Source organism: Pseudarthrobacter sp. TE9888 (assembly GCF_056279345.1).
In genome coordinates this window covers 3,792,014-3,809,919 of record NZ_JBWBRD010000002.1, presented here as the reverse complement: position 1 = coordinate 3,809,919, position 17,906 = coordinate 3,792,014, and the positions used below count along the sequence as shown (strand labels likewise).

Here is a 17,906-nt window from a genome sequence, read left to right as displayed (position 1 = left end):
AACACGATCTTCACAGGACCTTAGGCCCTTTGGCGGCCCTGCTCCCTGGTTTCATCCTGATTCTAAACAGTGGGGAGGAACATGGGCAGCATCGTGCGCCGGATAGCCGTGGTGGTGCTTGCCCTCGCCGCCCTGCTGATGGGCGCCGCGGCGCCCGGCACCGCGGTGGCACCTGTGGCTGTCATTGTGGAGGACACCGCAGGGGTGCTTGACCAGAACACGCTGGTGCCCGCCGTCGAACGCATCCAGTTCTATGAGCCCACCCGCGTCGCTGTCTTCACCTACAACGGCGCGGCGGCGGACAACCTCAACGAACAGGTTCTGAAGTTCGCGCGGTCCACGCATCCGGAGTGGATCAGCCCGGACGGCCAAAAATGGGCCGACGGACTGTTCATCTTCGCCCTCGACCCCGTCGGCCGGCACGTGGGGACCTACATGGGCGAGGACCGGAAAGTGTCGCTCGAGCAGCGCAGCGACATCCAGGACGCGTCCAAGGAATTGTTCCGCGATGCCCAGTGGACCGACGGCACCATCGCCGGCATCCGCCGCGGCGCAGAGCTTATTAACCAGCCCTGGTACCGCTCGGCGGCGTTCGTGGTCACGGCCTGGGTCCTCGCGGGAACCGCGGCCCTGGGGGCAGCGGCATGGCTGGTTGTGCGCGCCGTGACCCGGAGCCGGTGCCGCAGGCAGATCGAACGCGGGGACCGCAGCTACTCCAGCGTCAGCATGGACCTGGAGGTCACCGAACTGAACGCAGGCACCATTCCAGAATCATCCAGTTACGGCAGCCAGGTGCTGGAGAAGCACCGGACATTCCTCAGCAAATATGCCGCTGCCACGGAGCTGTCCAACCAGGTGCACGCACTGGGTAAGCGGGCATTGAGCAGCAGGAAGAACCTCAAGCTGGCCCGCCGCTTCGCCGACAGTGCCGCGGAGCTGGATGCCCTGGACGACGTCATCTCGGACAGCAATGCCCTGCTGAACCGCGCCGATTCCTGGCCCACGGCCTGGGACCGGCAGCTGGCGCCCTTCCGCAAAGACCTTGCGGGGCTGGAGCAGCTCCTGGCCAAACGCCATGGGCAGGGAGACGCGGCAACGGCAACGGCGCTCCGGTCCTTCCGGGACGAAAGCCTGCGGGACATTGAGCGCTGGACGGCCGGACTCGCTGACCGGCGGATCACACCGGAGGAGGCTTTGGACCGGCTGTACAGCGCCCGTTCCCGGCTCTCGGAGCTGCTGGAGAACCACGCCGAAACCGTGATCCAGGGCTTCGCCCGGACAGACCGAGAGGCACGGCTGATGCGTGAACAGATGGAAACTGCCCACGGCGGTACGGACCACCGCAGGCAGCGTACCTACGAACCGAGCATCCTTGGCACGGTGTACCCGTCCTACACGTTCTTCTCCGTGGCCACCTTCAATTCCGGCTTCAATACCGGGGTCAGCAGCGTCAATTCGGCCAGGGGCGGGGGCGGAACCACCGGATACGGCAGCAGCGGCGGCAGCTTCTCCGGATCCGGCAGTTCCTCAAGCTTCTGACTGTGGACCCGCGCCGCCGGGCTCAGGCGGCCCCGAGGTTGTTCAGCCTCCGGGGCGCACGGTGGACGGCATACCGCGGGTGCTGCGGGGACACCCGGACAACACCGGAACGCGAAGGTACCACGTCTTGGATCAAGCCCGTGCCCGCGCACTCGCGGACCTCCTCGATGGCGGCGGCCGCCGCCCGCTTGTCCGTAAATTGTCCGGAAACCGCCAGCACGTGTCCATCGGGCATCACAAGCCGGAACCGAATCTGTGAATCATCATCGACAAACAGTTCGAACGTACCTGCCATAAGCCTTGTTCTCCTCAATCGTCCTGCCTCCATTGGTGAGGCTGCATGCCCTGCTGGCACGGCACGGCAAAACCCAAGGCGCACTACGCCATCGTGGTGCGCCTTTCGACCTAAACCACCATCTCAGAGGGCAAGTCCCCGCTTTTAGGGACCAAGGTCCCTGATCGCAGGTGCCCGGGGGAGTCAGGCCGCTACGCGCGACAAACGGATCAACGCAACTCCGGTGGCGATGAACCACGACCACAGCAAAATGCCGTACCCCCAATAGACGCCGGGGGCTGCGTGGCGAAGGAGCTCGCTGACGACCCCCAGTGCGCCGGTGGCAATGCCCAACCACGCCAGGTACCGCGGGAAGGTTGCCTTGCCGGACGTGAGCATGGCCAGTCCCATCAGCAGAATCCCAAGGGCGGAGAGGACGCCGACAATGGCCGGGGTGTTGTTTTCGGCGATGATGGCTTCGGCGGCGGTGGCATAGGTCCTGCGTTCCTCCTCGGTCCCGGCGGCCACGAAGCGGTCGCTGAGATAGACCAGGTTGAGGGATCCGCGGCTGCTGACCGGAACGGCAAGCAGCAGCGCCCAAGGGAGGGCGCCGACGACCAGCGCCATTAGGGGCAAGCTCTTCCGGAAGGCCGAGAGGGCAACGAAGAGGGCAGTAAAAACAAGGACTGGGAAGATGTTCGGGAGTATCCACAGGATTTGCTCGGCCACATAGCCCGCCTTGTGCGACGCAATGAAGTCAAGGGTGGCGGCTCCGCCGTGAACGGGAGGGGGAGCCATGAAGTCGAGCACCAGGGCCGCTATCAGCAGAAGCACGAACAGGATGGACGACGCGCCCGCCACAAGGTAGAGGAGCTTCCAGCCGTGGTGGTCGCCGGCCTGGACGTGGGCACCGGCGGCCCCCGGCGTGCGCCGGACGCTCGGACTGCCAGTCATGAGGAACGGTTCCTGGTCATGCCCCGACTCTGCTACCTGACCCGCGGGCCGGATAGTGCCGTAGGGCCCGACGGGCTTCAGGTTCTTCCGGGTTCCGTGACCAAGGGCCCTTGGCCCTTCAGCGGGGTCTGGGAAGCTTGTTGAATTGAATCATGGTCCCGCACCAGGAGGCAGAGATGGCGACAAATGGCCCCCATTCAGGCCACGGCACGGAGGAGCAGCTTCGGATAGAGTTGGAGGATGCTGCATCCGTGAAGTGGTGGGCGCGGATCCTGTACACGCTTGGTTCACAGTACGGGCGGACACAGCTGCGGTTCGTGGGAAAGGCTGAGGACGGCCGGCGGCTTTATACCGGTGACACGTTCCCCGGGCCGCCCCTGAACCGAACGCCTCCCGAGGAGGCGTGGGCACCTGGCCTGGAGGCGAGCCTTACCCGGCTGCGGCAGGAGATCGTCCGGGACGGATGGTTAGAAACCAGTCGCGGCACGCAGCCCTGGGAGGTGACCTACAGCCGTTGCCGGGGGTCCTGACCGCTGTGCTTGGCGGCTGGCGGGTTTCCATGGCCGGCCACGGTTCCGGCCGGTTCTGGTTCGCCTGATCCGGGCCTCAGGCGATCGGCCAGACCACCTTGGTCTGCCAGGTGGCCGGATCCGGCTGCTGTTCGGGATCGGTCAGGTAGTACTCCCACATGGAGTCCGCCGGGGTGGCGCCGTCCGCTTCCATGCTTTGCCGGATGGCGTCGTACGTGGTTCCCAAGCTGTCGTAGGGGCCCGTGTGGATGGCTTCAAAGGCATCTGCATCGGGAAGCACGCCGCTGGCCACCTCGCCGGTGCCGTGGAAGTCCCCGGCGACAGCGAACCCGGCTTCGACGTCCACCGTTTCCCCCGGCATTCCGTGGTACCTCGCGAACGGCGGACCCGCCGGGCTGGCGCCCTGCACCTGGACCGCGGCCATCACGGCACCAAAGGCCCGCCCGAAGAAACCGGTGAGCAAGTCCATGGGAACACGTTCGCGGACCACTGCCACGGGCTGTTCGGTGATGTGGACCTTTTGCGGCTGCGGGCCATGTTCAGTCATGGCACCAGCCTCGCGGTCCTGGCCCCGGCATGACAGGGCCTTAGGACTCTAAAGGCCATGCTGGCCGGGGCCAAATGCCCTAGCCCGGCCGTCGGCAGCAGGGTAGGTTCGGTTTCATGCTTGATGACCGCAACCAGCACCTGCCAAAGAGTCCTGGATGAGGAAGCAGGCCGCCCCGCCTGCGGCCACCGGCGGCAGCCCCGGCAGCTTTGACGCCGGGGAATCCGCGGGGTCGCCCGTCGAAAGGGCCTGGGGCTTCGTGAGACGGTATCCCGTCGTCGCGCTGACCTGTGCAGTGCTCGCAGCGGTGCTGGTGCTGCTCCAATTCGACCTGGAACTGCAGGTCCGCGTCCTCGCCTCGGCCTATGCGGCCGTGATCGTGTTGGCACGTTCTGCCGGCATGGTCCGGTCCTTGCGGGAGGGACGCTGGGGGATCGACCTCCTGGCACTGACGGCGATCGCCAGTACCGTGGTGGTGGGCGAATACCTCGCTGCCCTGGTGGTCATCCTGATGCTGACCGGCGGCGAAGCGCTGGAGGACTTTGCCCAGGGACGTGCCGCGCGTGAACTGCGCTCCCTGCTGGACCGGGCGCCGCGTTTTGCCCACCGCGAAGGTGCTGGTGCGGTCCTCGAGGACACTCCAATCGGCGACGTAGCCCAGGGTGACGTGCTGGTGGTCCGCCCCTCCGAACTGGTACCCGTGGACGGCGAACTCCTGTCCGACTCTGCCAGCCTCGACGAGTCATCTCTGACCGGGGAAAGCCTGCCGGTGGAGCACACCATGGGGGATAACCTGCTCAGCGGCTCTGTCAACGGGGTGGCCGCCATCCGCATGCGCGCGTCAGCCACCGCCGCGGACTCCCAGTACAGCCGGATCATCGCGTTGGTCGAAGAGGCATCCAACAGCCGCGCGCCGGTGGTCCGCCTTGCTGACCGTTACGCTGTTCCCTTCACCATCCTGGCCCTGGCCATGGCCGGCACCGCGTGGTTCCTGTCCGGCGAACCCCTCCGCTTTGCCCAGGTGCTGGTGGTCGCCACGCCCTGCCCGCTCCTCATCGCCGCGCCCGTGGCCTTCCTCGCCGGTACCAGCCAGGCCGCCCACAAGGGCATCATCATCAAAAACACCCGGACCCTCGAGCAGTTGGCGAAGGCGCAGACAGCGGTGTTCGACAAGACCGGAACCCTCACGTCGGGGCGCCCGGTCCTGGACGCTATCCAGGTGGCGCAAGGCCAAGGCGAGGCACTGGGCAGCCAGAGGATCCTGCAACTGGCTGCCTCCGCCGAGCAGTACTCCTCGCACGTGCTGGCAGGCTCCGTCATCGAAGCCGCCGCGGCCGCCGGACTGACGCTCCTTCCCGTGCAGCAGGCTACGGAGAACGCCACCCACGGCGTGGAAGCCGTCTGCGACGGCCGGCTGGTTGTGGTGGGCAAGGCCGGCCTGGTGCGGAGTTCCTCAACCGGATTCCAGGAGGCCACCGTCCACAGCGGGCAGCTGGCGGTCCATGTGGCCGTGGACGGCCGGTACGCAGGTGCCCTGATCATGAAGGACCCACTGCGCCGCAACGCCGTGGATACGCTGGCCCGGTTGAACGGCCTGGGCGTGCGGAACACCATGCTATTGACCGGTGATGCCCAAGCGACCGCCGCGCATATTGCCGAAGAAGCGGGAATCGGCCGCGTCCAGGCGGACTGCCTTCCGGAGGACAAAGTCAACACGGTGGCCGGCATCCAGGAACGGCCTGTCCTGATGGTGGGCGACGGCGTCAACGATGCGCCCGTCCTTGCCGCCGCCGATGTGGGAATCGCCATGGGCGCCAAGGGAGCCACGGCGGCGAGTGAGTCCGCTGACGTGGTGATCATGCTCGACGACGTCTCGAAAGTTGCGCAGGCCGTGGCCATTGGGAAGCGGACAGTATCCGTGGCGTTGGTCAGTATCTGGACAGGGATAGCACTCAGCCTGGTACTGATGGCCATCGCCATGACGGGATACATACCCGCCGTCGCCGGCGCCCTCCTGCAGGAATTTGTGGACCTGGCCACTATCCTGAACGGCCTGCGCGCGCTGCACGGGGCCGAGCCCAAAAAGCAACGCTGACCGGACAGACCTGCCCGACCGGAAAGCTGCGGCGCAGTGCCAAGGGCCGGCCACTTCCGGCCGGGAGCGCCGGCATGACCTTTGGCCCTTACCCCGGCATTCCCCGGCCGGGATCGTGGTTCCCATGAATGCAGAAACAGGGGCCAAGCCCGTCATCGTGGGTGTGGACGGTTCTGAATACTCCTCCGCCGCGCTCCGCTACGCGGGCACACTGGCAGCCCGTTTGGGCACCCGCCTCGAAGTCATCTCCTGCGTCGGGATGCCTGACTACCTGGTGATGTCACGCCTGGAAGGGGCGGACCGGCAGTTCACCGCCAGGCTTGAGGATGCGGCAGGACGCCTGGTCGAGGACGCCCTGGGCCGGGCCTTCTCCGGGGACCGGCCCGAAGACATCGACGTCACCATCAAGTTCGGGCCACCGGCAAAGGTGCTGGTGGAGGAGAGCAGGCGGGCGCAGATGCTGGTGGTGGGACGGCACGGCGAGGGCGGCCTGCTGAAGGCGGCCATGGGCTCGGTCAGCAAGGCCTGCGCAGCCCACTCCGTGTGTCCGGTCCTGCTGGTAGGACAGGAGGCGGACGCCGTGTGAGGGCCGCGGAGGGCCTGAGCTCTGCGGAGGCGGCGCAACTCCTGAAGCAGGCGGGCCCCAACCAGCTCCCCACGGAGAAGCCCGCGTCCCAGTGGCGGAAGCTCTGGGGGGAGATGACGCACTTCTTCGCCCTCATGCTGTGGTGCGCCGCCGCGCTGGCCTTCATCGCGGACATGCCGCAACTGGCAGTGGCGATCATCGTCGTCGTCATAGTCAACGGGGTGTTCGCCCACATCCAACAGGAACGCGCCCAGCACGCCGCCGCGAAACTGCGGGGCCTGCTGCCTGCCGACGTGCTGGTCCGGCGGGACGGGAAGGTACGGAAGGTCCACGCCGGAGAACTGGTGGTAGGGGACGTGGTGCTGCTGGCGGCCGGGGACCGGGTCCCGGCAGACATGGCACTCCTCGCCGCTTCCGCCTGCGCGGTGGACGAATCGATGCTGACCGGGGAAAGCGACCCGGTGCCCAAAGCCGCAGGGGACCAGGCCTGGGGCGGCACGTTCCTGGTCAACGGTTACGGGGAGGCCGCCGTCACCGCAACAGGCGCCAGGACCAGGCTGGCGGGGATCGCGGCCCTCACCAGCGCCGCGGTTCCGCCACCAACACCGCTGTCCCTGGAACTGAGGCGGATCGTCCGGGTCACTGCGGGCATGGCACTGGGCATTGCGGCGGTCTTCTTTCTGGCCTCGCTGCTGGTGGGTTTCCAATGGCGGGATTCTTTCCTGTTCTCCATCGGCGTCGCCGTGGCGCTGGTCCCGGAAGGACTCCTGCCCACCGTCACACTGTCCCTGGCCATGGGCGCCCAGCGTATGGCAGCACGCCAGGGATTGGTCCGCAACCTGGAAGCAGTGGAAACCCTGGGCTCAACGACCTTCATTTGTACGGACAAAACCGGGACCCTGACGCAGAACCGGATGAACGCCGTCGAAGTCTTCACCCCCGACGGCGCCATCCAGGTGGCAGGGGACGGGTATGCCCCTGAGGCGCGCATCGAGGGCGGCGGCGTCGAGAAGGCTGCCCAGGCCGCGCTCGCCGCCCGCACCGCTTCCCAGGGCCGCGCTGAGCTTCACGACGGACAATGGCGGGCCCTGGGTGATCCGATGGAAGCGGCCATGGACGTCCTGGCACGCAGGCTGACGGGCACCGTGGCCGGGCCCGTGCCGTTGCAGCGGTTCCCCTTCGATCCTGTGCGGCGCAGGGAGTCGGCGATTCTGGGGCAGGACCTTTTCTGCAAAGGTGCCCCGGAAACCGTCCTTCCCGTGTGTGAGTCAGTGCCTGGCCCGGTCAGGGACCAGGTGGACGTGATGGCGAACCGGGGCCTGCGGGTCATTGCGGTGGCCCGCAGGCGGCTTGGAGGCGCCCCTGGAACATGGCAGTCCGCGTCCGCAGCAGAGCTCGAAACGGGCATGGAACTCCTGGGCCTGATCGGGCTGCAGGACCCGCCGCGGCCGGATGTTGGGGACGTGATCCGTACCGCGCGACAGGCAGGGCTGCGGGTAGCCATGGTCACCGGCGACCATCCTGCCACCGCGGCGGCAATTGCCCGGCAGATCGGCCTGACCGGGACACCCGAATACGTTCTGGAAGGCGCAGACCTTCCGGAAGACGACCAGGTACTCGGAGCACTCCTGGACCGTGACGGAGTGGTGGTCAGCAGGGTCTCACCCGAGCAGAAGCTTCGCGTCGCCAAGGCCCTGCAGTCCCGCGGGCACGTGGTGGCCATGACCGGCGACGGCGTCAACGACGGCCCGGCACTGCGCGAAGCCGACATCGGGGTGGCAATGGGCCTGAGCGGAACCGATGTGGCCCGCGAAGCCGCGGACCTGGTCCTCCTCGATGACCACTTCGGCACCATTGTGGCCGCCATCGAACAAGGCCGGGCAACCTACGCCAACATCCACCGGTTCCTCACCTACCATCTGACCGACAACGTGGCCGAACTGACCTCCTTCGTCATTTGGGCGCTCTCCGGCGGCCACTTCCCGCTGGCCCTGGGCGTCCTCCAGATCCTTGCCCTGGACATCGGCACCGACCTGCTGCCGGCACTCGCCCTGGGCGCCGAGCCGCCGGGCAGAGGGGTGCTGTCCCGTCCGCCCGAACGCCGGCACCTGATGGACCGGCACCTGATCATCCGGGTGTTCTGCATCCTGGGCCCGGTTGAAGCAGCCGTCGAAATGGCCGTGTTCTCCGCTGTCCTGGCAGGCGGTGGCTGGACCCGGGGACAGGACCCACCGGTGCCCCTGCTGATGGCCGCCTCCGGGGCCGCCTTCACCGCCGTCGTCCTGGGACAACTCGCCAACGCGTTTGCCTGCCGCAGCGCAACGGTGCCCCCATGGAAGCTGGGCTGGGGAACGAACCGGCTCCTGGTGTGGGCCGCGCTCGCAGAAGCGGCCATCCTGGGGGCATGCCTGTACCTGCCGTCGCTCGCCGCGCTGCTGGGCCAGTCCCCGCCGCCCCCCGAAGGGCTCCTCCTCGCACTCCTGGCAGCCCCTGCCGTCCTGCTGGCGGACTGGATCCACAAATCCGTCCGGGGGCGGCTGCGCCGCACTTAGGCACTGGGCGCCGGGACCAAAGCCTCTGACTGCCCCAGCTGCCCCCGGGCAAGAATCGAGCCATGAGTGCCGCCGCAGAATCCTCCGTTACTGCCACCAACGTCATTTGGATCGAGGAGACCGGGATCGCGGACATCCCCTCGGTGGGAGGAAAGAACGCCTCCCTCGGGGAGCTCAGCCGGGCACTGAAATCAGCCGGGGTCCGGGTTCCTGAGGGGTTTGCCACCACGGCCTCCGCCTACCGTGCTTTCCTTGCCGCGAACGACCTCGAACCCCGGATCGAGATGCACATGGAGGAACAGCGCGCCGGGACTCTCACGCTGCGCCAGGCGGGGGCCGCGATCCGTGAACTCTTCCTGCAGGCAACCTTTCCGGAAAGCATCGCCGCGGATATCCAGGAGCACTACCGGAATCTCTGCCAACGGGCCGGGCAGCCCGCCGTTTCCGTAGCGGTCCGCAGCAGTGCTACAGCTGAAGACCTGCCGGATGCCAGCTTTGCCGGGCAGCAGGAAACCTTCCTTAACGTGGCCGGCGAGCGCGGGGTCCTCGACGCGTGCCGGCGCTGCTATGCCTCGCTGTTTACGGACCGGGCCATCAGCTACCGCGAGATGAAGGGGTATGACCACCTGGACGTTGCCCTGTCCGTCGGCGTGCAACGCATGGTCCGCTCGGACGTTGGCGCATCCGGGGTGATGTTCTCGCTCGATACCGAATCCGGATTTCCCGGCGTGGTGGTCATCAGTGCGGCCTGGGGACTGGGGGAGACAGTGGTGCAGGGGACCATCAACCCGGACAAGTACCAGGTGTTCAAGGGGCTCCTCGCAGACCAGCGCTTCAGCCCGGTCATCGAGAGGGAGATCGGGGCTAAAGAACGCAAGATGGTTTACAGCCAGGGCGGGGATGCCCGGACCCGGATGGTCGATACTACGGAGCGGGAGCGGCGCTCGCTGGTGCTGGATGACCGGGAAGTGGTCCTGCTGGCCCGGTGGGCAGTGGCCGTTGAGGACCACTACGGCCGTGCGATGGATATGGAGTGGGCCAAGGACGGCGTGACCGGCGACCTCTTCATGGTGCAGGCGAGGCCGGAAACCGTGCAGGCGCGCCGGAGCACATCCAGCTTCCGCACGTACCACCTGGAAAAGCCCGGCCGCGTCCTCGTCACCGGCGCAGCAATCGGCGACTCCATCGCCAAAGGCCGGGCATGCGTGGTCCAGGATGCAAAGGACATCGAATCCTTTGTTGATGGCTCCGTGCTGGTCACCCGGATGACTGACCCGGATTGGGTGCCCATCATGAAGCGGGCCGCGGGCATCATCACCGACCACGGCGGTCCAACCAGCCACGCCGCGATCGTCAGCCGGGAGCTGGGGGTGCCCGCCGTGGTGGGAACACGGAACGCCACGGAGGTACTGCCCGACGGCGTCCCCGTCACGTTGTCCTGCGCGGAAGGCGAGGAGGGCCGCGTCTATGAGGGGCTGTTGGAGTTCTCCGTGGAAGACGTGGACATGCACGCATTGCCAGCCACCCGCACGGCCGTGATGATCAACATCGCGAGCCCGGCGGCAGCTTTCAAGTGGTGGCGTTTACCCGCCGCCGGCGTAGGCCTGGCCCGGATGGAATTCATCATCAACAACCTGGTCCGTATCCACCCGATGGCCCTGGTCCACCCCGAAAAGGTGGCGGACCAGGAGGAGTCGGCGCTGATCCGTCAGCTCACCAGCGGCTACCCGGACCCGCAGGAGTACTTCATCGACGTACTGGCCACGGGAATCGCCAAGATCGCCGCACCTTTCCACCCCAAGCCGGTGATTGTGCGGCTCAGCGACTTCAAGAGCAATGAGTACGGCCACCTGATCGGAGGCAGTGCCTTCGAGCGGCCGGAGGAGAATCCCATGCTGGGGTTCCGCGGGGCATCCCGCTACTACAGCAGCCACTACCGGGAGGGGTTCGCCCTGGAGTGCAGGGCACTGAAACGGGTCCGGGAACAGGCGGGGTTCGCCAATGTCATTGTCATGGTTCCCTTCTGCCGCACGGTGCGGGAGGCCGACCAGGTCATCCAGGCGATGGAGGAGCAGGGGCTGGTGCGCGGCGTGGACGGGCTGCAGCTGTACATGATGTGCGAGATCCCCTCCAACGTGGTCCTGGCGGAGGAATTCGCCAAGCGCTTCGACGGCTTCTCCATCGGGTCCAACGACCTCACCCAGCTGGTACTGGGGGTAGACCGCGACTCGGAAGAGCTTTCGGGACTGTTCGATGAGCGGGACCCGGCCGTGATGTCGATGATTGCCCAGGCGATCAGCAAGGCCCACGCCGCCGGGATCAAGATCGGGATCTGCGGGCAGGGGCCCAGCAACCATCCGGACCTGGCGGAGTTCCTGGTCAAACAGGGAATCGACTCCGTCTCGCTGAACCCGGATACCTACGTCAGGACCCTGCCCGTTATTGCTGCGGCAGAGGCAGCCTTGGCCAAGGGGCAATAAAATGCGTGGCCCCCACAGGGCCACGCACCGGCGTCGTACCTTGACTGTCCTCAATCCCTGCTGATGGGGATCTTCGACGCCGCGGCTGTCTGTCCCTGCTCCGGCATTGGCGCCCGCACCTCAAGGACTCCGTCCTTGTAGGATGCCGTTATGTCGCCCTGCTGAACTCCACTTGGGAGGGGAATCCGCCTGACAAACGAACCGTAGCGGAACTCGGAACGGTAGCTGTCCTTGTCCTTGTGTTCCTGCTTTTCCTGCCGTTCGCCTTTGATCGTCAGGACGCCGTCTGTAACCGTCACGTCCACGTCCTTCTCCGGGTCGACGCCGGGCAGCTCGGCCCGCACCACCAGCGTATTGCCGTCCACCATTTCTTCAACCCGGATGGCGGACGTCCCCACATCGCCTTCAAAAAGCCGTTCGATGACGTCCATGGGGGAGCGGCGGTTCTCGAACCATTTCATCAGGTCAGTCATTGTTGTCTCCTGCTCAGGTGGATGCCGGCCCATCGCGTTGCCCGGCAGTTCCACCATCCCCTTCCCGGGAATCCGGTTCCAGAGGCAAAGGTCCCAGCCCCGGTCCGCTGGCCGCGGCGGGCGGGCGGCGGGTAAGCCGGCCGATGATTTCGATGGCCACGCATCCCGCGGCGGCCACTGCTGCCGCGGGCACCAGCAGGCCGGCAGGCGGCACGTTCACACGGAAAAAGTCCTGCGTCAACGGCACCGTGAACAGCAGGACCAGCCCCCCGTACATTCCGGCAAGGATCAGGACCTTGGTCCAGTTCAGCGGGCGGGAGGCCAGCACCAGGATCCACGCCGCCACCAGGCCCAGGGTCACCGTTGCCGCGGACTGGGCGTCTTCCTGGCCGTAGCCTTCCCAGGATTGGGCGTAGACGCTGACGGCCAGGACGCACAGGGCCGCGCAGGCACCAGCCGGCAGGGCGAAGGCCAGCGAGCGCCGCAGGAATCCGGGTGCGTAGCGCTGTCCGCCGGGCTGCAGGGCCAGGAAGAACGACGGCAGGCCAATGGTCAAGCCGTCCAGCGCGGACATTTGCCGGGGCAGGAACGGGAAGGCGAGCAGCATAATGCCGGTCACGACGGAGATGACCGTGGCGTAGACGGTCTTGCTGAGGAAGACCAGGGAGACGCGCTCGATATTGCTGATAGCCCGGCGTCCCTCGTCCACCACCGCCGGCAGCCTCTCGAACCGTCCATCAAGGAGCACCAGCCGCGCCACCGCCTTGGTTGCCGGTGACGCCGAGTCCATGGCGATGCCCAGGTCCGCCTCCTTGAGGGCCAGGACGTCATTCACTCCGTCCCCGGTCATCGCCACGGTATGTCTGCGCCGTTTCAGGGCCTGGATCAGGTCCCGCTTCTGCGACGGCGTTACGCTTCCAAAAAGGTCGCAGCCCTCTACCGTCTCCTCAAGCCGGAGGGGGTCCTCGGGCAGGCTGCGCGCGTCGAAGGCAACGCCGGTTCCAAATCCGACGGCGCGCGCCAGTGCAGCAACGGTCCGGGGGTCATCACCGGAAATGATCTTGACCGAAACCCCCTGGCGCCGGAAGTAGTCGAGCGTGTCGGCGGCATCACGGCGGATGCTCTCACGGAAGGTCAGCAGCAGCACCGGCACCAGATCCATCGGGAGGCCATCCTCCGGGGCTCCCTGCGGGAGCGGGGCAGGCAGATGCGCCAAGGCAAGGGTCCGGAGGCCGGTGGTGGCAAGGGCCGCGGCCTGGCTGTGCGCCGCGGCGCTTCCGGGTGAGGCAAGGACCGCGTCGGGTGCTCCCAGGATCCAGGTGCCCGGGGCCGCCGACTCCGGCGCGAATGTGACCGAGCTCCACTTCCGGGCTGAAGAGAACGGCACCGAATCCTGCTCACGAAGCGGCAGCAGGACCGGAAAGGCGGCTCCGATGGCGGCAGCGGTGCTGCTGGCGTCAGCGTTGCCGCCGAACCATTCCAGCGCCGCCTGCCAGCCCGCTGCCCGGGCCCTCCCGGTGTCGTGGAGGCCGTCGAATTCGATGGCCCCGGAGGACAAGGTCCCGGTTTTGTCGAGGCACAGGACGTCCACCCTGGCCAGGACCTCCACCGCGGCAAGTTCCTGGATCAGGACCTTTTGGCTGGCAAGCCGGAGCCCGCCCACGGCAAACGCCACGCTGGTCATCAGGAGGAGCCCCAGGGGAATCATGGCCATGATGCCCGCTATGGCGCCGACCGCGGCCGGGACCCACTGTCCCGATCCCATGGCCCCGGCCCAGCCGCCCTGCTCCAGCATCTGGGCATTCGTAAGCAGCAGGGCCGTCGGAAGGAGCAGCCACGTGATGACGGCAAAGACTTTTTCCAGCCCCCTGCGGATCTCGGACGTGACCAGGGAGAACCTGCGTGCTTCGGCTGCCAGCCGGTAGGCGAACGTCTCTGGACCCACGCGGAGCACCGTGGCCCGGCCGGTGCCGGCCAGGATCAGTGAACCGGACAGCAGCACCGCGCCGCCGGTTTTGGGTATCGGTTCGGATTCGCCGGTCAGGAGGGATTCATCCACCTCGAGCGGGGCTCCGGCCAGGAGCAACAGGTCAGCGGTGACCTGGTCCCCGGCGTTGAGGACCACGAGGTCGTCGGGGACAAGGTCCTCGGAGGAGATGGTTTCCCGGGCGCCGTTCCGGACCACCGTGTTCCTGGCAGCCTGCAAAATGGCCAGCTGGTCCAGGGACCGCTTGGCCCGGTACTCCTGGATGATGCCGATCAGCGAGTTGCTGACTGCCGACAGGCCGAAGAGCGCATCCCGCCACTGGCCAAGGACCAGCAGCAGGATGAAACACCCTCCCACCACCGCGTTGAAGAGGGTGAACACATTCGCCTGGACGATCTCGCGGACGCTCCTGCTGGTTGCCGTCGGCACGCTGTTGACGCGCCCGGCAGCGGTCCGTTCGAGTACTTCGGCGGTGGAGAGCCCGTCCCGGGAATGGCGGATGTCCACTCCCGGGCCCGGTGCGCTGTGGTCCCCAGGTATCGGCATCGCGCGGCGAGGCGGCAGGCCCCGGTCAGCCGTCGTGCTGCTTGTGCATCCGGGTGATCACGGTGGGGCACGGTGGTTGGCTGAGCACGGCATGTGCCGTGGACCCCAGGACGAACCTTCCGAAGCCACCTTTTCCGCGGCTTCCCAGGACCAGCAGCCGGGCCCCGGCGGCAGCGCGCAGCAACGCATCGGCCGGTTCCAGCACGGTTTCCATGACCGTGTGCACCGCGAGGTCCGGGTAGTCCTGCCGGAGGCCGGCCTCCGTTTCGGACAGCACGATCCGTTCCTCCTCGACCACATGGGTGGCAAAACTGCTCTGCGGGAGCCCTGCAGCGATCCACCGGTTGGGGCCGGTGAAGGCGTAGAGAATGGTCAGTTCCTCGCCGAGCGCGTCAGCTTCGGCGGCCGCGAACGCTACCGCCTGGGTTGCTTCCCGTGAGCCGTCCACGCCGACCAGGATGCCGCGGCCCTCCGCCTGGCCGTCGCCGATGACGGCCACGGGGCACTCGGCCGTCGCAGCTGCCTGGAGCGCCCGGTCCGTCAGGGCGCCGCGGTTGTGCCCGCTGGTCCCGAGGACAAGCATGGACGCATTCTTTGAATAGTCACCCAGTGCAGCCCCCACACCGCCTTCGAGGAGCTGCAGCGAGACCTCCAGGCCCGGTTCGGCGGCGGTGGCCTTTTCGCCGGCCTCCTTCAGCAGCCCCAGGCCGGATTCCCGCAGGACTTCCAGGTAGGGCAGGACTTCTGCTGCCATCCATCGGTCGTCAACAACGTTCACGACGGCGAGCGGGCAGTGGAGCCTGTTGGCCCGGGCGGCTGCCCACATCAGGGCAGCATTGGCAGCGGACGTTTCTGAGATGCCGACGGCGATAGGCTTGGCAGGTGCCATGGGGACCATCCTTTGCTGGTTCTATGAAAGTGGTGACGGGTGGGGCTGCACGGCCTAGTCTGCGGTGGGCTCCCGGGGCGGCCACCAATGGGTTGGGGCGGCGATGACGAACCTGCGGCCGCTGATGTCCTCCGGCGTGATCCGGAGCAGGACGTTTTTCTGGCCGGGCTGCCACGGGGACAGGCCCGCCTCCATGGCATCCCTGATTTCCTCGTCGTCGGACACCACCATGGCATGGCCCTTCAGGATGACGCTCCAGGCGATGGTGCCGTACTGGTTCATTCCGTCCGCTTCGACGGCCACCGCCTTCCGGTCCGGAAGGGAGGCCAGCCTGGTTCCTTCGCCGGTACGGATGAGCAGCGTGCCATTGGTGGGAACAAAGTTCACCGGGTAGTTTTCCACCCCGGCCCCGTCGGCGAAGGCGATCCTGCAAAGGGACGTCGATCGGAGGTACCGCCAGCAGTCGTGGACGCCGAGTTCCTTGATTTCCGGTTCTGTCGCTGCGCTGTTCATGGCCGTAGCCTAGGGCGGCAGGCCCGCTGCGGCTAGGGAAGAAGGTCCCGCCCCACAGCCCGGGCCGGATACCAAGACTACTGAGGGTATTTTTCGCCGTGCTCTCCTACCATTGGAGGAGAAGCGTCTTCATGCTCTTGTGAAGGCGGAATTGGGGGCGGAGGCCGGCACTTCCGTTTCGGATACTTAGACCGCGCCAGGGATCCGCAGCGCCGCAGGTTCCTTCCGCAGGAGGTGGGACGTGGGCACTGAGCAGCCGTGGCGCTCCCCGACGAGGGACACTGTGGAGGACCTGCTCCGGGACTTCGCTGCCCGGGGAGACGAACCGCCGGATAACCAGGAACGGATCAACGGCTTGTTGGCTGCGGTGGTTGCCCTCGCCCAGGATCTCAGCCTGGAGGCTGTCCTGGACCGCCTTGTCCGCTCGGCCTGCGCCCTGGTGGGCGCGAGGTACGGCGCGCTGGGGGTCATCGGCGAGGACCGCACGCTGAGCCACTTCATAACCGTGGGAATCGATGAGCAAGGTATCCGTGCCATCGGCGAATTGCCCACTGGCCATGGCGTCCTGGGGCTGCTCATCCGCGAACCGAAGCCCCTGCGCCTCCACGACCTTGGCCGGCACCCCATCACCTCCGGGTTCCCGCCGAACCACCCGCCCATGAAAACCTTCCTTGGCGTCCCTGTCCGCGTCCGCGACGAAGTCTTCGGAAACCTCTATTTGACCGAGAAACAGGGCGGGCAGGACTTCACCGCGGAGGATGAAGACCTCGCCGTTGCTTTGGCGGCCGCCGCCGGAGTGGCAATCCAGAATGCCCGCCTCTTTGAAAACAGCAGCCGCCGGCAGAAATGGCTGGAGGCAGGCATGGAACTGAGCAGCCGCGTGATCATGGCCTCCCAGCCGGGTGATCCGGACGACCTCGACCTTGTTGCAGGCACCGCTTTGAAGGTCTCAGACTCGGTGCTCGCGGTCATTGCCGTTCCTGCCGGCGACGGAGCGCTGCGGTGCCGGTCGTCCCTTGGCGTCCAGGGCATTCAATCCGGCCAGGAGCTGATGGCCTCCAGTGCAGTGTCCAACGTTATCCAGGACGGCGGTTCAGTCGTGGCACGGGACCCGCGGCAGGTTTTCGACGACGGGATGGCAGGAAAACTCGGTTCCGTCCTGGTGTGCTCCCTGGGGCACAGCTCCACCGAAAACGGGGTGCTCCTGCTGGCCCGCGCCCACGGGTCACCCGTGTTTACGCAGGCGGAGGCGGAATCCAGTGCCATTTTTGGGAGCCGCATAGGCCTGGCGCTGGACCTGGCGCGCGTCAACGCCCTGCGTGAACAGAACCTCCTTTTCACCGACCGGGAACGGATTGCCCGGGACCTGCATGACCTGGTGATCCAGCGCCTGTTTGCGGCCGGACTCAGCATCCAGAGCCTGCGCCGTTACACCCTTGATCCGGTAGCGCACGAACGGATTGCCGCCGTGACCACCGAACTCGATGACACCATCCGCAAGCTGCGGGACACCATCTACTCGCTCAGGACCGCCGACGAGGAACGCGAACCGTTGACCGGCCGGATCCTGCGCGTGGTCAGGGAAAGCTCCCGCAGCTACGCGGTGACGCCCAAGGTATCCCTGGACGGGCCCGTGGACTCGGTGGGGGAAGACGTGGCCGTCCACCTGCTGTGCGTGGCGTCGGAGGGACTCAGCAATGCCCTGCGGCATTCAGGTGCGGAGGACATCCAGGTCTCGGTGGCCGTGGGCCCGGACCAGGTGCAGCTCCTCATCAGCGACAACGGCCGGGGCTTCACCGAACCGGACCACGAAAGCGGCCTGGCGAACATGCGCCAACGAGCAGGCCAGCTGAAGGGCAGTTGCACCATCGACAGCGCGCCCGGAACAGGTACCAGCCTGACATGGACGGTCCCGCTGGCGTAGCCCCGGCCGGCGGGGCG

General features: G+C 66.8%; 13 protein-coding genes. 6 read left to right on the top strand and 7 right to left on the bottom strand.

Translation table 11 applies throughout. The features are described 5' to 3' along the window. Positions 1-81: 81 nt before the first annotated feature. Positions 82-1,539, top strand: coding sequence for a DUF5129 domain-containing protein (locus ACZ9J7_RS18130; protein WP_476211354.1), 1,458 nt, complete (start codon positions 82-84; stop codon positions 1,537-1,539). 22 nt (positions 1,540-1,561) lie between these two features. On the opposite strand, the gene ACZ9J7_RS18125 is transcribed toward ACZ9J7_RS18130, so the two are convergent. The 3 genes from ACZ9J7_RS18125 to ACZ9J7_RS18115 all read right to left on the bottom strand — a co-directional run bounded on the left by ACZ9J7_RS18125 (position 1,562) and on the right by ACZ9J7_RS18115 (position 3,844). Beyond that, the gene (locus ACZ9J7_RS18125; protein WP_476211353.1) at positions 1,562-1,834 is read right to left on the bottom strand and encodes a YegP family protein; all 273 of its coding nucleotides are present in this window, start codon (positions 1,832-1,834) and stop codon (positions 1,562-1,564) included. A gap of 183 nt (positions 1,835-2,017) precedes the next feature. Next, on the bottom strand, positions 2,018-2,767 hold the full coding sequence (locus ACZ9J7_RS18120; RefSeq protein WP_476211351.1) for a DUF4386 family protein: 750 nt from the start codon (positions 2,765-2,767) through the stop codon (positions 2,018-2,020). Between the two features lie 606 nt (positions 2,768-3,373). Continuing rightward, entirely contained in the window at positions 3,374-3,844 is a 471-nt protein-coding gene (locus ACZ9J7_RS18115) for a GyrI-like domain-containing protein (protein ID WP_476211349.1), read from the bottom strand. Between the two features lie 157 nt (positions 3,845-4,001). Between ACZ9J7_RS18115 and ACZ9J7_RS18110 the strand changes: the two genes are divergently transcribed. The 4 genes from ACZ9J7_RS18110 (at position 4,002) to ppsA (ending at position 11,557) form a co-directional block, all read left to right on the top strand. Beyond that, positions 4,002-5,939: a heavy metal translocating P-type ATPase gene (locus ACZ9J7_RS18110; protein WP_476211347.1), complete on the top strand. Its 1,938-nt coding sequence runs from the start codon at positions 4,002-4,004 to the stop codon at positions 5,937-5,939. Positions 5,940-6,063: 124 nt separating this feature from the next. Next, entirely contained in the window at positions 6,064-6,525 is a 462-nt protein-coding gene (locus tag ACZ9J7_RS18105) for a universal stress protein (protein ID WP_476211345.1), read from the top strand. Further along, positions 6,522-9,077, top strand: a complete 2,556-nt coding sequence (locus tag ACZ9J7_RS18100) for a cation-translocating P-type ATPase (RefSeq protein WP_476211343.1) — start codon at positions 6,522-6,524, stop codon at positions 9,075-9,077. The genes ACZ9J7_RS18105 and ACZ9J7_RS18100 overlap by 4 nt, the downstream gene beginning before the upstream one ends. A 62-nt stretch (positions 9,078-9,139) precedes the next feature. Continuing rightward, the gene (gene ppsA / locus ACZ9J7_RS18095; RefSeq protein ID WP_476211342.1) at positions 9,140-11,557 is read left to right on the top strand and encodes a phosphoenolpyruvate synthase; all 2,418 of its coding nucleotides are present in this window, start codon (positions 9,140-9,142) and stop codon (positions 11,555-11,557) included. 50 nt (positions 11,558-11,607) lie between these two features. Here ppsA and ACZ9J7_RS18090 read toward each other — a convergent pair whose 3' ends face one another. The 4 genes from ACZ9J7_RS18090 to ACZ9J7_RS18075 are packed head-to-tail and all read right to left on the bottom strand — an operon-like array spanning position 11,608 to position 15,965. Further along, the gene (locus tag ACZ9J7_RS18090) at positions 11,608-12,030 is read right to left on the bottom strand and encodes an Hsp20/alpha crystallin family protein (RefSeq protein WP_476211341.1); all 423 of its coding nucleotides are present in this window, start codon (positions 12,028-12,030) and stop codon (positions 11,608-11,610) included. Between the two features lie 13 nt (positions 12,031-12,043). Beyond that, positions 12,044-14,563, bottom strand: a complete 2,520-nt coding sequence (locus ACZ9J7_RS18085; RefSeq protein WP_476211339.1) for an HAD-IC family P-type ATPase — start codon at positions 14,561-14,563, stop codon at positions 12,044-12,046. A gap of 25 nt (positions 14,564-14,588) precedes the next feature. After that, complete coding sequence (locus ACZ9J7_RS18080) at positions 14,589-15,452, bottom strand: universal stress protein (RefSeq protein ID WP_476211337.1); 864 nt, start codon at positions 15,450-15,452, stop codon at positions 14,589-14,591. Between the two features lie 54 nt (positions 15,453-15,506). Continuing rightward, positions 15,507-15,965 (bottom strand): pyridoxamine 5'-phosphate oxidase family protein, encoded by a 459-nt coding sequence (locus ACZ9J7_RS18075; RefSeq protein ID WP_476211335.1) that lies wholly within the window; start codon positions 15,963-15,965, stop codon positions 15,507-15,509. A gap of 241 nt (positions 15,966-16,206) precedes the next feature. Between ACZ9J7_RS18075 and ACZ9J7_RS18070 the strand changes: the two genes are divergently transcribed. Beyond that, positions 16,207-17,889 (top strand): GAF domain-containing sensor histidine kinase, encoded by a 1,683-nt coding sequence (locus tag ACZ9J7_RS18070; protein ID WP_476211334.1) that lies wholly within the window; start codon positions 16,207-16,209, stop codon positions 17,887-17,889. The last annotated feature ends 17 nt before the right edge of the window (positions 17,890-17,906 follow it).

Bases quoted from the DNA above. Each gene is read 5' to 3' on its own strand.
- ACZ9J7_RS18130 (WP_476211354.1), top strand. From the start codon at position 82: ATGGGCAGCATCGTGCGCCGGATAGCCGTGGTGGTGCTTGCCCTCGCC.
- ACZ9J7_RS18110 (WP_476211347.1), top strand. From the start codon at position 4,002: ATGAGGAAGCAGGCCGCCCCGCCTGCGGCCACCGGCGGCAGCCCCGGC.
- ACZ9J7_RS18105 (WP_476211345.1), top strand. From the start codon at position 6,064: ATGAATGCAGAAACAGGGGCCAAGCCCGTCATCGTGGGTGTGGACGGT.
- ACZ9J7_RS18125 (WP_476211353.1), bottom strand. From the start codon at position 1,834: ATGGCAGGTACGTTCGAACTGTTTGTCGATGATGATTCACAGATTCGG.
- ACZ9J7_RS18120 (WP_476211351.1), bottom strand. From the start codon at position 2,767: ATGACTGGCAGTCCGAGCGTCCGGCGCACGCCGGGGGCCGCCGGTGCC.
- ACZ9J7_RS18090 (WP_476211341.1), bottom strand. From the start codon at position 12,030: ATGACTGACCTGATGAAATGGTTCGAGAACCGCCGCTCCCCCATGGAC.
- ppsA (WP_476211342.1), top strand. From the start codon at position 9,140: ATGAGTGCCGCCGCAGAATCCTCCGTTACTGCCACCAACGTCATTTGG.
- ACZ9J7_RS18080 (WP_476211337.1), bottom strand. From the start codon at position 15,452: ATGGCACCTGCCAAGCCTATCGCCGTCGGCATCTCAGAAACGTCCGCT.
- ACZ9J7_RS18075 (WP_476211335.1), bottom strand. From the start codon at position 15,965: ATGAACAGCGCAGCGACAGAACCGGAAATCAAGGAACTCGGCGTCCAC.
- ACZ9J7_RS18115 (WP_476211349.1), bottom strand. From the start codon at position 3,844: ATGACTGAACATGGCCCGCAGCCGCAAAAGGTCCACATCACCGAACAG.
- ACZ9J7_RS18085 (WP_476211339.1), bottom strand. From the start codon at position 14,563: ATGCCGATACCTGGGGACCACAGCGCACCGGGCCCGGGAGTGGACATC.